The sequence below is a fragment of the Dyadobacter sp. 3J3 genome (genome assembly GCF_009801115.1).
Lineage (GTDB): Bacteria > Bacteroidota > Bacteroidia > Cytophagales > Spirosomataceae > Dyadobacter.
In genome coordinates, this window is record NZ_VTOL01000008.1 from 351263 (window position 1) to 365823 (window position 14561).

11 protein-coding genes are annotated in these 14561 nt (G+C 39.6%); 8 read left to right on the forward strand and 3 right to left on the reverse strand.

What is annotated here, in order from left to right; genetic code table 11:
* The first annotated feature begins 96 nt into the window (after positions 1-96).
* The 5 genes from FZF08_RS19025 to FZF08_RS19045 all read left to right on the forward strand — a co-directional run bounded on the left by FZF08_RS19025 (position 97) and on the right by FZF08_RS19045 (position 9843).
* A complete protein-coding gene (locus FZF08_RS19025; protein ID WP_200837131.1) occupies positions 97-1764 on the forward strand; it encodes a histidine kinase in 1668 nt (555 codons plus the stop codon).
* On the forward strand, positions 1698-2459 hold the full coding sequence (locus tag FZF08_RS19030; RefSeq protein ID WP_229216598.1) for a LytTR family DNA-binding domain-containing protein: 762 nt from the start codon (positions 1698-1700) through the stop codon (positions 2457-2459). The genes FZF08_RS19025 and FZF08_RS19030 overlap by 67 nt, the downstream gene beginning before the upstream one ends.
* 451 nt (positions 2460-2910) lie before the next feature.
* Positions 2911-6234 carry a SusC/RagA family TonB-linked outer membrane protein gene (locus FZF08_RS19035; protein WP_159471639.1) on the forward strand — a complete coding sequence of 1108 codons (3324 nt, stop codon included), beginning with the start codon at positions 2911-2913 and terminating at the stop codon, positions 6232-6234.
* A gap of 5 nt (positions 6235-6239) precedes the next feature.
* A complete protein-coding gene (locus FZF08_RS19040) occupies positions 6240-7700 on the forward strand; it encodes a SusD/RagB family nutrient-binding outer membrane lipoprotein (protein ID WP_159471641.1) in 1461 nt (486 codons plus the stop codon).
* A 157-nt stretch (positions 7701-7857) separates the two neighbouring features.
* A complete protein-coding gene (locus FZF08_RS19045; RefSeq protein ID WP_159471644.1) occupies positions 7858-9843 on the forward strand; it encodes a M1 family metallopeptidase in 1986 nt (661 codons plus the stop codon).
* A gap of 476 nt (positions 9844-10319) precedes the next feature.
* Here FZF08_RS19045 and FZF08_RS19050 read toward each other — a convergent pair whose 3' ends face one another.
* From FZF08_RS19050 to FZF08_RS19060, 3 genes are all read right to left on the reverse strand, one after another.
* Positions 10320-10598 (reverse strand): hypothetical protein, encoded by a 279-nt coding sequence (locus FZF08_RS19050; protein ID WP_229216599.1) that lies wholly within the window; start codon positions 10596-10598, stop codon positions 10320-10322.
* 111 nt (positions 10599-10709) lie between these two features.
* Positions 10710-11189, reverse strand: a complete 480-nt coding sequence (locus FZF08_RS19055; RefSeq protein ID WP_159471646.1) for a hypothetical protein — start codon at positions 11187-11189, stop codon at positions 10710-10712.
* 226 nt (positions 11190-11415) lie between these two features.
* Positions 11416-12396, reverse strand: coding sequence for a GlxA family transcriptional regulator (locus FZF08_RS19060; RefSeq protein ID WP_159471648.1), 981 nt, complete (start codon positions 12394-12396; stop codon positions 11416-11418).
* Between the two features lie 131 nt (positions 12397-12527).
* Between FZF08_RS19060 and FZF08_RS19065 the strand changes: the two genes are divergently transcribed.
* The 3 genes from FZF08_RS19065 to FZF08_RS19075 all read left to right on the forward strand — a co-directional run bounded on the left by FZF08_RS19065 (position 12528) and on the right by FZF08_RS19075 (position 14513).
* On the forward strand, positions 12528-13010 hold the full coding sequence (locus tag FZF08_RS19065) for an SRPBCC domain-containing protein (protein ID WP_159471650.1): 483 nt from the start codon (positions 12528-12530) through the stop codon (positions 13008-13010).
* Between the two features lie 53 nt (positions 13011-13063).
* Positions 13064-13510, forward strand: a complete 447-nt coding sequence (locus tag FZF08_RS19070; RefSeq protein ID WP_159471652.1) for an SRPBCC domain-containing protein — start codon at positions 13064-13066, stop codon at positions 13508-13510.
* A 571-nt stretch (positions 13511-14081) separates the two neighbouring features.
* Entirely contained in the window at positions 14082-14513 is a 432-nt protein-coding gene (locus FZF08_RS19075) for a hypothetical protein (protein WP_229216600.1), read from the forward strand.
* The last annotated feature ends 48 nt before the right edge of the window (positions 14514-14561 follow it).

The window sequence follows — 14561 nt, forward strand, 5'->3', positions numbered from 1 at the left end:
CGTGTGCAGGTCGGAGTGAAATCAAAAATCATTTCAACAGCATTATATCCTTTTGAAATGCACTTTTGTGATTTATCTTCCTGTTACCTTTGCCTTATGCAACGCCTCTTTTTTCTTTTAGCAATCCTTCCCTTTTTTGTTTCCTGTAAATCCGACGTGGTTTATGAGGAATTCCCAATTGTATATCAAAATGGCGACGACAGGTTGTGGGCCAATAAAAATTTTGGTGACTCAGCTTGGGCAACTCAACAAATACCCAGCGGAGATTCTATTTTCTGGATCAGGACACGAATAAAAATCCAGGAGAAGCCGACAGCCCTGGCTGGTATGCAGGTGAATGCTTTTGGAGCTTTTGAATTATATTGGGACGGCGTACATGTTGGTACAAACGGCAAAGTTTCTGGTAAAAACGCGCCCGAAATTCCAGGTACAGAAACCACATTTTACAGCCTGCCCGATTCTTTAACACAAGCAGGGATGCACGCTGTTGCGTTCCGGGCGTCACAATCTTATCTTACAAAAGAGCAGCGTGGAATCTATACGCGAATGGATTTGTATAAAAATTTACTAACGCGGCCACTGATCATAACCTCGCTTATGAATCTGCTGTCCGGTGCTTTTCTGATCGCTTCCCTCTATTATTTCTTCTTATATTTTAACAGCAGCAAACGGCAGCAAACGACCTTGATCTTTGCCGTGATTTGTCTTCTTTTCTTCGCTTTACTGATTCTTGAATTTATAAAGTTTTATATCGATATACCCTACACCGCCTTTTTTATCCGGCTGGAAGCCATTGGGTTTTTGACTATGATCATTGCACTGCTCGTCCCACTTTACTTTACAATTCAGTTTAATTTCAAATGGAAAAAAGTACTGCTGGTATTTTTGGCTATCTCATTAATTTGCATTTACCTTTTCAACTACCGGCATTATGACCAGAATGCACAATTTTACAGCAGTTTCATGTGGGTTTCCTCAACCATAATTGTACTCAATGCAATCTGGCAAAAAGAAAAAGGTGCGGTTTTGGTACTAGCCGGACTGCTTTGCAGCATTGTCGTAAATAAATATCTGGTTTATGATTTTGGTTTGTTTATCAGTTTTATGATCATCGTATTGTGTATGCTCTATTTGCATACCATTCGCAGTAGGGCCATTGAGGATGAATACCACTCCTCACTGCTGCTTTCTTCACGGTTGCAGCTGGAACTGGTCAAAAAGAATATCCAGCCGCATTTTCTAAAAAACACACTTACTTCCCTGATCGACTGGGTGGAAGAATCGCCCAAGGAAGGTGCCAGATTTATTCACGCCCTGGCAGCAGAATTTGACATTATGAATACCATTTCCGAGGCAGTATTAATTCCAATCAGACAAGAAATTGAACTTTGTAAAGTGCACCTTACCGTCATGCAGTTTCGGAAAGAAATTAATTATCATTGGGAAGAATCCGGGATTGATGAAGATGAATTTATTCCTCCTGCGCTAATACACACAATTCTGGAAAATGGGATAACGCATAGTATTCCGATTGCTGACGACGGGATCAGGTTTTGTTTGCGCTTTGTAAAAACTGAAATTTATCACCAATATACCTTTGAAACGATAGCCGAAAACCGGACACCAATCAGGCAAAGCAAAGGAGGAACCGGATTCCGATATATCCAGGCTCGTTTGACAGAAAGTTATGGCGACAAATGGGATTTTTTCTCGGAAGCCTCACCTACTGGCTGGATATCTACTATAAAGATTTACAAGAAATGAGGGTACTGATTATTGAAGATGAAGCCAGAATTGCTAATAGATTAGAAAGAATAACGCGTAGTTATTTTGAGGAAAACCTGTCGGCTCTTATGATTTGTGATTCCTTACAAAAAGGACTGAATTATATTGAAAATAACACGATCGACCTCTTATTACTGGATTTAAATCTCAATGGCGAAAACGGATTTGACGTGCTCGAATCTGTCCTGGCCGGATCTTTTCATACGATTATTGTTTCAGCTTATACCGATAAAGCCATTACCGCTTTTACGTATGGTGTACTTGATTTTGTTCCTAAACCCTTTGATCAGGCGCGATTAGAACTGGCTTTCAAGCGGATTTTAATACTTCCAAAAGGTGTGGAAAAAAATATCAGATTTCTTGCCGTCAAAAAAGCAGGTACTGTCCGGCTGATTGATATAAACGAACTGCATTATATCAAAGGTGCGGGAATTTACAGTGAATTACATCTCCAAAACGGAAAACAGGAACTGCACGACAAATCCCTCGAAAAACTGCAACAATTACTTCCGGACACCTTCGAACGTATCCACAAATCTTATCTTATTTCCCTGGCACAAGCTGAACGGATTCTGATTCAGCCGGGAGGACGTTATGGACTTTTGTTAAAAACCGGAGAAATACTGCCCGTGGGAAGATCACGCTATCGGGATTTGAAAGATAAAATGATTTAATTCCGGAATCTTCCCAAAATCCTGAACACCTCAAATTTCGAAATACATCAAAGTAACCACTCAAACAATTAAACTGCATTAAAAACCGGTGATGCATTATAATTTGTCTATTTTTAAAATATTCCATACAAATCACTACATAATACAGATTTGCCAAAATTAGTTAAACAGAAAGATAATATTGGTAAACTATCCGGCAATTACCACGAAGAAATTCCAATTCGCGACAAGTAATTTTACAAATAATAACTCCAAAGTAATACCAGGGCCATAAATGTGTATGCAACCGTTTGTGATAACCCTTTGGTTTGCCCACGAGCATTCCAGCTTTTAATGGCTGAATGGTTATCGTGTTTTACAATTATTTTTTAACTGACTGCCCGAATATTACTCGGATAGTACATAATATTTTCATGGATTTTAATTACTACAAACCTATCTACAATTAAGTATGAAACGACCTATCTTAATTTTTACCATGCGTACCATGTTGGTCGCGGGCACCGTATTTTTTTGCCTCCCGGCAATGAATACCGCCAGGGCGGAACGTGTAAAGCAGATTTCCAGGGTAGCAGAAATTGAAATTTCGGGTGTGATCACATCCAAGGAAGATGGAAGTCCGCTTCCTGGCGCATCCGTGATGGTGAAAGGAGATTTAAACAGCGGAACCACGACTGACGAAAATGGAAAATTTCGTCTGAAAGCTTCCGAAAACAGTACGCTGATCATTAGTTTTATTGGTTATGTAACGCAGGAAACTCTGGTAGCCGGTAAAAGTATAATCAATGTTACGCTGGTAGCAGATCATAGACTGTTAAACGAAGTTGTGGTAACTGCTTTGGGTGTTACAAGAGAAAAAAAATCACTTGGCTACTCGATACAGGAGGTAAAAGGAGCTGAACTTACCCGCAGCAACGAGCAAAACGTATTAAACTCACTTTCAGGAAAAGTGGCTGGCGTACAAATCACGGCAGGTAGCGGCGCGGTTGGATCGGGCACGAGAATTGTTTTGAGGGGTAATAATTCCTTCGGAAATAACCAGCCCCTTTTTGTAGTTGATGGGGTTCCAATCAGCAATTTTTCAACCAATACTTCCTCAGGCGGTGGAGTGGATTATGGAAATGCTGTTGCTGAAATTGACCCAAACAATATCGCTTCCATGTCGGTACTGAAAGGTGCAAATGCGGCAGCTCTATATGGTTATCAGGCAGCTAATGGTGTTATCCTGATTACGACTAAAAATGGAAAAGGTGCAGGTAAAGGTACTTCGGTAACTTATTCCGGCGGTTTTTCTTACGAGAAACCTTACATCCTTCCCAAGTACCAGAATTCATACGGACAAGGCGTATATGGAGAAGAGTACATGTGGAAAAAAAATGGTAATGGCCAGACATATCAGGATTATGCAACCTCAACGGGTTTCTCATATAAGGACGGTCTAGGCAATGGTATCAACGATGGTGTGGATGAAAGCTGGGGACCAAGACTGGATGCCGGACTTCTTATTCCACAATATAACAGTCCACTGGATGCCAGCGGAAACCGTACCGCAACGCCCTGGGTTTCACATCCGAATAACGTAAAAGATTTCTTCCAGACTGGTTATACCATCGATAATTCGGTTGCGATTGCATCCAGTTCTGATGCAGGAGATACACGGTTGTCATTTGGTCAGCAGAAGCAAATTGGTACTATTCCAAACACAGATCAAAAACGTTACACAATCCAGCTGAACACAACGCAAAATATCACTAAAAGACTAAAAACGAACGCATTGATTAATTATGTTCGTACAGCAAATGACAATTTGGTTGGCCAGGGATATCATTCCAATAATCCTATGCAATCGATTGGTGGCTGGTTTGGCCGTCAGGTAGATATGGCCGATCTGAAAGCGCATTCCAATGACACTTTCGAAAATGGAATGCCTTACAATTGGAACAACAATTTCCATGACAACCCTTATTTCAATGTAAACAACAATACGCATTCACGCTATAAAGACCGCGTTTTCGGTAATGTCAGCGCCACTTACAAATTCGGCGAATGGCTTAGTGCCATGACGAGAATCGGAACAGACTGGTCGGCTGAGCGCAGATTGGAAGTCATTCATAACAAGTCAAATGAAACATTGACAAGTATGGCTGACAAAACCTGGGGAGGTGGAAAATTCACTGAATCAAAATACAATATCAATGAAATAAATGCTGACCTTATTCTTACAGGACACGGTACAATCGCAAAAGACCTTACGCTAAGTTACACAGCAGGAGCAAATTATCGTAACTACAATTACAATTACAGCTCACTTGGCGGATCTCAATTGACGGTTCCTGATCTGTTTACGATCAGCAATGCAAAAGGCAGCCCGACAACAGCTATGACAACAAACAAGTTGAGAACCAATAGTGTTTACGGACAAGCTTCATTGGGTTACAAAGATTATCTTTACCTGGATGTTACTGCCAGAAACGACTGGAGTTCTACATTGCCAAGAGGAAACTGGTCATATTTTTATCCATCGGCGAGTCTTAGCTGGGTATTCACAAACGTGATTCCGGTTAACTCTGAAATTCTTAGTTTTGGTAAACTTCGCGCAAGCTGGGCGAGCGTTGGTAACGGAGGAAGTCCGTACCAATTACAATCTTCCTACATAGCGAATGCTACGCCTTTCAACGGTACGACACTTTACAGTATTTCAAACATCTTGCCTCCGCTTAACCTGAGACCGGAAAAAGCAAAAAGTACAGAAGTTGGTTTTGAGCTGCAATTTCTGAACCGTCGTATTGGTCTGGATGCAACCTATTACAATAAAATCACAACCAACCAGATCATGCAGGTGAATATTTCCGGGGCTTCCGGATATAGCGCCATGCAGCTGAATGCAGGTGAAATTCAGAATAAGGGAATTGAGCTGCAATTGACAGCCGGAATCATTCGTAACCCGGGCGGCTTCAACTGGGATATCAGCGCCAACTGGGCCAAAAACAAAAGTATGGTCAACGAGCTTTATCAGGATCCAACCACAGGTCAGAAACTGGAAGCTTACACAATTACTTCGGTTTGGGGACTTACCGTGGATGCTGTTCCAGGCCAGGCCTATGGTGTCATGAGAGGATCAACCTTTGCCAGAGATGCTTCAACAGGCGCTATCATTGTGGGAAGCAACGGTTTGCCAACGTATAATTCTACACCAACGGCGGTAGGTAATGTAATGCCCGACTGGGTTGGAGGTGTTACCAACAGTTTTACCTACAAAAATTTCAACTTCAACTTTTTGTTGGATATGAGAAAAGGTGGTGACGTTTTCAGCGTGACGCAGTGGTTTGGCTTGCAGTCGGGTGTGACAGCTCCAACGGTTGAAGGAGGTATCCGTGAAAATGGTCTGATTGTTGGACAAGACGTACTCAAAAACGAAAAAGTAACCCTTGCTGACGGAACGCCTAACACCATACGTGTTGGAGCAAGAGATTATTTCCAAAGCCTTTGGGGTGGCAGAGAAACTGCGATTGTTGACGGAAGTTTTGTAAAACTACGTCAGATTGAATTCGGCTATCAACTGCCATCTGCTTTTACTTCCAAATATCCATGGCGTAAAGGAGCAGGCATTTCCTTGTTCGCCCGGAACGTAGCGTTGCTTTACACTTCAAAAAGTAATGTAGCCCATATTGATCCTGAAACAGGATTTGGAGTAGGAAACGATGGGTTAGGAATTGAACAATACCAGATTCCTTCCAACAGAAGCATAGGCGTTAAATTAAATGTGAAATTCTGATCATTATGAAAAATATAACAACCTGTTTACTAATCCTCATTTTCCTGGCATTTACCGGACAGTCTTGTACCGACGATTTCGAGGAAATAAATACAAATCCCAATAGTCCTGTTCAAGCCCCTATTACCAACGTGCTGGGTTACGTGCTTACCGATTTCAACATGAATTATTTTGGTGTCATCGGTGATATGAACGAGCCTTCCACGTACGCAGGTCAGTTGGGAAAACTGCAATACATTGATGATTCCAGGTATATGTTTACCTCCACAAACATCAATACGCTTTGGACTGTCATTTACCGCGACTTGAAAAATGCCCAGGCGATCATTGACCAGGCTGATAAAACCGGTTCAAAAAACATGAAAGCAACGGGTTTGACCTTGCAGGCTTTTATTTTGCAGATTGCAACTGACCGCTGGAGAGATGTTCCGTTTACTGAAGCTTTTAAAGGTGATGCCGGTTTTATCACACCAAAATATGATACACAGGAAACCATTTATCCTGCCATTATTACACAGTTAAAAACAGCAGCAGATTTGTTCGCAGCTGGCGGTACGGATGTTTTGGGAGAAGGTGATTTGCTATACGGAGGCGACGTGAAAAAATGGCAAAAACTTTGCAATTCACTGCGACTTCGTGTTGCGATTAGAATTTCAAATGTTAGCCCGGCCACTGCCAAGCCTATCATAGAAGAGATTGCGTCAGCGCCAACCACTTATCCGATACTTGCCGCTAATACTGACAATGCTTTGTTAAAGTGGACAGGATCAAGCCCTTATATTGAACCTTGGAACTCAAACTTTATGACGCGTGACGACCACGGTCCAAGTAATATTCTGATCAATTCTCTTAAACAGCTAAAAGATCCACGTTTGGCAGTTTATGCCAAACCGGCACCAGTTGATGGCGAATACAGAGGTGTGGAAATTGGCCCGCCAACTTCTCCTGTAATATCCAATTATTCAAGAATCGGCGTTAAATTTCGTGAAGATCCAACAGGATTTTCTCCTATGATGCGATATAGCGAAGTGCTTTTCATCCTGGCCGAGGCTAAGCAAAAGGGCTGGAATTCAGGTTCAAGCACTGCCGAAACTTTGTACAATGCAGGCGTAACGGCTTCTTTGAATGAAAACGGAATTACAGACGGAACGGTGATCAGCACTTATCTTGCCGGTTCGGATGTGAAATGGGATAACACAACAACAAAATTGTATACACAAAAATGGCTGTCTCTTTACAAAAACGGAAACGAAGCATGGGCGGAATCCAGACGTACCGACATTCCTCTGATGCCCGCTGCGACAGGATCACCCTTCACGGGACATACCCGCCCGCCGTTCCGCTACCCTTATCCGCCAACTGAAACCACATTAAATGCGGGTAACAGTGCGTCATTTATCGCAGAAATAAAAGATAATTTCTGGGGTAAAAAAATGTGGTGGGATACACGTACAGTTACCAATTAACAGATTTATTCTACATTAAAAAAGGGACAATATCGAAAGCGAAAGCCGGATATTGTCTCTTTTTTTTGTTTGAAATTCAACTTAAATTATGAAGTGATTTTTTACATTAAATCGCTATCTTCGATTGCCAACTTTTTTAATTTGCCTGAAAATATTTATGAAGTCTTTTCTTTTATCCTTTTGTCTTTTTCTATCGTATTTGTCTGTTTCCGCTCAATTGGCCGAAAAGCCAAAAACAAAATACAAAGCATCAGAACTGTTTTCGGTATCATCGTTTTTGCCTTTGGGAAATTCTTATCGACTGGCAACGGGTGAACCTGGACCGGATTACTGGCAAAATCAGGCAGACTATAAAATTGACGTATCACTGGATGATAAAACTGAGATAATCTCAGGCATAGAAACGATCACATACTACAATAACAGTCCCCGGGAATTAAATTTCCTGTGGCTGCAAATGGATCAAAATGTTTATAAAAAGCATTCGAAAGGACTTGATTCCAAATTGTTTCTCAGCAGCAATGAAGACCCGAGAGTTGAAGGCGGTTTTACCATTGAATCAATTCTTTTAAATAATCGTGACAAGGCGACTTTTACTATACATGATACGAGAATGCGTATTGAATTAGCGGAACCGCTTGCTTCCGGGAAAAAGATTTCATTCCAAATTGAATACAATTATAAGTTTCCCAGAAATTTCAAAAATGCTGATTTTAATGTAAACAGAACGGATATTATGCCAACTAAAAATGGAAATATCTATTCAGTTGCACAGTGGTATCCGCGTCTTTGTGTACTCGATGACGTGACAGGCTGGAACACGCTTCCGTATTTAGGCAATGGAGAATTTTACCTCGAATATGGAAATTTTGATGTTAATATAACACTTCCGTCGGCATACATTGTTGAAGCGTCAGGTGATCTTTTGAATGCCGAAGAAGTATTAACAAACGTCCAATTGGAACGTTGGAAAAAAGCAAAATCTTCGTCCGAAAAAGTATCTATTAGGACTGCGGAAGAAGTCACAGATCCTGCATCCAGACCTTCAAAGGCATTTTGTACCTGGAAATTCAAATTAAATTCCGCCAGGGATTTTGCCTGGACAGCTTCAAAATCATTCGTTTGGGAAGGACAGGAAATTGTTTTAGCCAGCGGCAAAAAAGTCTTAGGAAGTTCGCTCTATCCGGTTGAATCCAAGCTGAGCGATAGTTGGGAGCGTTCCGGTGAATATATCAAATTCACCTTGCAGTATTTTTCAAAAATGTGGTATGAATATCCATATAACAAAGCCGTAAATGTTGCTTCCAATCTGGATGGAATGGAGTATCCAGGACTGGTTTTTTGTGCCGCAAAAGACAAGGGGAATATGTACTGGGCGGTTGTCAATCATGAACTTGGCCATACCTGGTTTCCGATGATCGTAGGCAGCAACGAGCGGAAACATGCCTGGATGGACGAAGGATTTAATGCTTTTATGGATAACCTGGCGACCAAAAATTTCAATGGCGGAGAATTTCCAGGTTACCCCGAAATTGATGTTCCCGTAAAAGCATTGTTTGCAGATTCCCTGGCCCCGATCATGACCCGGCCCGATGTCATTCCAGGAAATCAGGTTTATACAATTCAATATCAAAAAGTAGCTTATTTACTTACACTGCTCAGAGAACAGATTTTAGGGAAGGATCAGTTTGATCCTGCCTTCCGGAAATATATCAGCGACTGGGCCTGGAAACATCCAACGCCCCAGGATTTTTTCAGCAGTATCAACAATTCAACGGGTGAAGACCTGAACTGGTTTTGGAAATCCATGTTTTTGGAAAATTACAAACTTGACCAGAAAATAACCCGCGTTGTAAATCCTCAAACAGGAAAATCAAAGAAAGCGCTGATCACGATTGAAAATATGGAAAAGGCAGTTATGCCATTATTCGTAGATATTACTTTTGAAAACGGAGCGAAAGAATCACACCATTTTCCGGTAGAAATCTGGCTACAAGGTGCCTCCTATTCCTTCTCTCCTGATTCAGAAGGGGCAATCAGCAAGGTTGTTATTGATCAAAAAAATGTATTTCCGGATGTGAGAAATGATAATAATATTTGGGAAATCAATGCATTAAATCCCAAACATAAAATCAGAAAATAACATCGCAAAAACCTTATTTCACGAATTGCTTCACTCTCGTATACCGATTCCGCAGCTAATCAAGTTTTGTTTTACAATTCTGACCTTCAACAGATTAGCCGTTTCGTGCGGATCATTTTTTGTATCATAAAGTACCTCGTAACCGTGTTGGATTTAATTATTCATATATTTAAAATCACGACCTAAAACACCCTCTACTTTTGGTAAACGTGGGCTGCCCAAATACGTGTGTTATTAAAAAAAGTCCTCTCGTCTTTCTAATTTTTTACCTCTATTATCAAGCAGGTTTTCCCCCTGAACTGACAACGGAATTGCTGTGCCTGCAAGGGAAAGAATTGTGGAAGCTATATCAATATTAAGAGCAATTTGATTTCTTTCCGTCGCTACAACCGATACGCCGGTGGATTTCCGTCCAGCGCATGTGCAGATTTAAAACTTACAGACAGACAAAATGGTCCTTTTCCTCCAAATTCACCCTAAAACCGATGGATGTCCTTTCCCACACTATCGGTATAGTGTACAATTTTTCCGCTACTATTTTTAAGCTCATAAACAGGTTGTCCACTTCTTTCAGCAGCACAGTAATTAAAAAGTGTATCTGAAATATTTTTAGACCCAATACCAAATTTGCCGACCAATCCGATTTCATAACCGGCCTTTTTCAGTAATGCAGGATAGGTTTTGGCAAGTGCCTGCTTGATGAAATCGGTATCAAAATCATTGATCTTATGACGGGATTCGTATTTACCACTCAAAATACTGGCCCGGCTTACGGAACAAATGGATGTTGCAACATACGCTTTTTAAAAAAGAATTTCACCCCCGAAGTGATAGAGCGAAGCTACTTTATACAGTAATTCTTCTTTTCAGCGATGAATAATAAACCTGACTCTGGTTTCTTCTGAAATCCTGGGAATTACAGCATAAAAAGGTACTTCTGATTCATTCGCAGTCCCGTCTATATTTACTTTATACTGGACATCAAAATATATTTCATTGGAAATACAATGGCTTTTTATGCTTTGCTTAACAACGGAACCCGGCATCGGTGTATGAATTCGCCCGACAAGTAAAGTCTGATTTGAAAAATTCACCTTTTGCGGCGTGTCCACTATATACTTTTTATAATCTGCATCGGTTTTAATGACTAGTGTTACCAGGCTGTCCTTGGGATTAATAATACTTTGAAAATGCCTGATACTTTCTCCTGTCTCATAGTCCATAAATCCATCCTCACAAACGTATACATAAGGCTCAGTTGGTTTACAGTTCCAAAGCAGTATTAAAATCAAAAATGGCAACTTCAACACCAGGTGTCTAATCAAAAGTCTACCGAAACTTTTCATAAAAATTAATCTTTAACGGTTTCTAATGAAAATTGAGAATGGCCAAAAAAGCGCAGACACAATGGCGCGATTCCAGTTTGGCTTGGACTTTAAAGATTCTTTGCTACAATACCACAAAAGTATAATTCCGGATAATACTAATAATGAATTCATAATTTATGGCTAATATTTATGCGTAAAATTCAAGAAAATATATGTTTTTTTTAGATAAAAGTCAAATTTCATGCTAAATTAAAACAGATTCCCTTGTATATCTTGCCTTATAATCCAGCGGAGAAAGCCCTGTTATTTTTCGAAATACTTCCCGGAAAGCCTTATCGTCGGAATAGCCCACTTCATCCATTACCTCAAAAATACTTTTTCTTCCTTTTTCGAGCGTTTTTTTTGCAACTTCTATTTTCACTCTCTGCAAATATTCCACCGGAGTATTGCCCACGGCTTTAAAAAAACGCCTGTCGAAATTCCTTCTGCTGATTGCCAGCTTAAATGCCAGATCGCCGAAAGAGATTTTTTCTTTCAGATTTTCTTCAATATAATTTTGAGCCTTACAAACGATTTCATCGCCGTGGTTTTTCTGCGCCTGAAAGATAAAAAAGGGCGATTGAGAATTTCTTTCCATATCAATCTGAAAAACCTTGGAACAGAAAATTGCAGTTGACCGGTCAAAATATTTTTCGACCAGAAAAAGCATCAAGTTCAAAAAAGAATACGCACCTCCGTTCGTATAAATACCAGGTTCAACGGTGAGCAATTTATCAGGCTGAAGATTCACTTTTGGGAAAAGCCGTTTGAAATCATCAGCTGCGTTCCAATGCGTAGAACAGTTTTTCCCATCCAGTAAACCCGTCGCCGCCAGCAAAAAAGCACCCGTGCAGATACTTGCGATTTCAGCACCGTTTTTGTATTGATCCCTAATCCAGTCAATAAGCATATCATTTCTCCGGATAACCTGATCGTATTCATGAGAAACCGATGGAATAATTACAAGATCGGTTTTCTTGATATCTTTAATATTGACGGGATGAATAGAAAAGAAACCGGCATCCAGTTTCAGTTCCGATATAAACCCGGCGATACGAATTTGCATCATGGGCTTATTTCCATTCTTTTGCCAGTATCCGTCCGCACGGTTAAGAATTTGAAATGCGCCGGTAACACTGCTCAGATTAGCATAACCCTCGGGAACAACAATCGTAACTTGTTTCATCGCAGTTTTCTTACAAATATAGAAATTCAAATTGTCCAAATCAACCCGCTAGAAAGTCCATTTTACCCCCTAACGATTTGATATATAGACAATATATTTGTGATACCGATAACCTTTTAAATCTCAAAAAAATGGCTTCACCAGATTTCACGATAACCTTAACAGTTGACCAATCTCTAAAAGATGCTTTCAAAGCAATCACAAATGTTCGTGGGTGGTGGTCAGAAGAAATTGAAGGAGATACGGAAAAACTCAATGATGAGTTTAGCTACCATTTCGAAGACGTACATATTTGCAAAATGAAGTTAATCGAAGTGATCCCTGATAAAAAAATGGTTTGGCTGGTTTTGGAAAACTATTTCAAGTTTACCACAGATAAAAGTGAATGGACAGGCAACAAAATCATTTTTGTTCTTAGTGTAAAAGACGGAAAAACACAAATCAAGTTTACACAATTAGGTTTGGTACCTGACTATGAGTGCTTTGAAATCTGCCAAAATGCATGGACACAATATATTATGCATAGTTTAGCGGATCTGATTTCCAAAGGCAAAGGCCAGCCTAACGCCAGTGGAAAACCGACAACCAAAGATGAAGAAAGGCTTCGTGCATGATGGAACTAAGTAATATTTTCGTAATAATCAGATACTGTCTTAAAATATTTCTCATGAACGATTATCAAAAAAGCATTATCGTACAAAAACCGGTTAGTGAAGTTTTCGCTGCTATTACGGAACATATTTCAGATTGGTGGACCAATGATTTGACCGGTTCGGCCAGTCATATTGGTGATCGTTTTATGATTGCATTCGGCATGACTAAAAAAACAATGGAGATTTCCGAGGTAAGACCAAATGAAAAAGTGGTTTGGACTTGCATTGAGGCTTATATTGACATGGCTTCTTTGGAAAACAAATCCGAATGGGTTGGCACTGAGTTAATCTGGAAGTTGAGTACTGATCAGCAAACAACAATATTAACTTTTCTCCACAAAGGTTTAAATCAAAATTTTCAATGTTATGACGTTTGTGAAATCGGTTGGAACACATTTCTTGCAAGCCTGGAAACTTTTTTAAAAACGGGACAAGGAAATCCACATTTAAAGAAAGTGTAATTTTATTGACAAGAAAACTTCTACAAACAATACGCGTGTTAAAGACTTCTTTTACCCCAAATAAATAAAGGTCAGACTTCAATTGATATGGTGATCGTGGAAATAAATAGTCTCCGCCAACTCTCCTCTTATAATGTAAATATATAACTATTTCATTATATACATTTTCTCTCAAAACAGAACTCCCAAAATTTTGTTCGAAAAAATATTCGAAGTATTTTATCAAAATTGCACTCTAAATAGTACTATTCAAATAAAAAGTCTTGATGATTTGAAGATAATTCAAGTTGCATGAATTTTTCGTAAACTATTGACTAGCAATAGATGTTCCGTAATAAGTAAAAGTATTTTAACTAAAAAAAAAGACAATAAACTAATCATTCACATAACTATTTTAACAAAAACATTAATTGAAATAGCACTGTAAAATTCAGGTCCCGGTAGAAATTTCGACCTGACATACAAAGACAAAATTGTACTATAACAATTTACAATATTTTCTACAAAGAAAAACTTTAAATGTTCTACAATTTCAATTAACAAGCTATTTTGATTTTCAACAAACAAGATTATGACACAAGAACTAAAATATACAGCCAAATCTCCGTTATCCGATCTTAAAAATTCTTTCCAGAATTTCCTTTCTGCCTATACTAAAAAAGGCAAATCCAAAGGAGAGAAAAACGTTGTTTCAGAAAATCGTTATTCAGTATTGTACACATTGAACGCACAGTATCAACATATTGGCTGCTCGTCACAAGCCGAAGCGCAATCGGCATTGGGACTTTTGATGACGGATGGAAATCGTATTCCGGTGGGAATTTATGACGAGAAGACGGACTCGTTTGAATGGGAAATCATCGGACAATATTTTCATAGCCAGGATTCTACCATTGACCAAAACAGCCGTCTTCAGGAAGTCCTGACAATCTCCCGTGCATTACGTCGCAGGGATTCGAGCTGGCAGCCTGGTTACCTTCAAAAACCAAGTTTCTTTGCTTAACAATAGATAATTTTCACTTCTATTTTGATAAAACATTTAGGAAAATCT

Bases quoted from the DNA above. Each gene is read 5' to 3' on its own strand.
- FZF08_RS19060 (WP_159471648.1), bottom strand. From the start codon at position 12,396: ATGAAACAAGTTACGATTGTTGTTCCCGAGGGTTATGCTAATCTGAGC.
- FZF08_RS19040 (WP_159471641.1), top strand. From the start codon at position 6,240: ATGAAAAATATAACAACCTGTTTACTAATCCTCATTTTCCTGGCATTT.
- FZF08_RS19065 (WP_159471650.1), top strand. From the start codon at position 12,528: ATGGCTTCACCAGATTTCACGATAACCTTAACAGTTGACCAATCTCTA.
- FZF08_RS19045 (WP_159471644.1), top strand. From the start codon at position 7,858: ATGAAGTCTTTTCTTTTATCCTTTTGTCTTTTTCTATCGTATTTGTCT.
- FZF08_RS19030 (WP_229216598.1), top strand. From the start codon at position 1,698: ATGGGATTTTTTCTCGGAAGCCTCACCTACTGGCTGGATATCTACTAT.
- FZF08_RS19025 (WP_200837131.1), top strand. From the start codon at position 97: ATGCAACGCCTCTTTTTTCTTTTAGCAATCCTTCCCTTTTTTGTTTCC.
- FZF08_RS19055 (WP_159471646.1), bottom strand. From the start codon at position 11,189: ATGAAAAGTTTCGGTAGACTTTTGATTAGACACCTGGTGTTGAAGTTG.
- FZF08_RS19035 (WP_159471639.1), top strand. From the start codon at position 2,911: ATGAAACGACCTATCTTAATTTTTACCATGCGTACCATGTTGGTCGCG.
- FZF08_RS19070 (WP_159471652.1), top strand. From the start codon at position 13,064: ATGAACGATTATCAAAAAAGCATTATCGTACAAAAACCGGTTAGTGAA.
- FZF08_RS19075 (WP_229216600.1), top strand. From the start codon at position 14,082: ATGACACAAGAACTAAAATATACAGCCAAATCTCCGTTATCCGATCTT.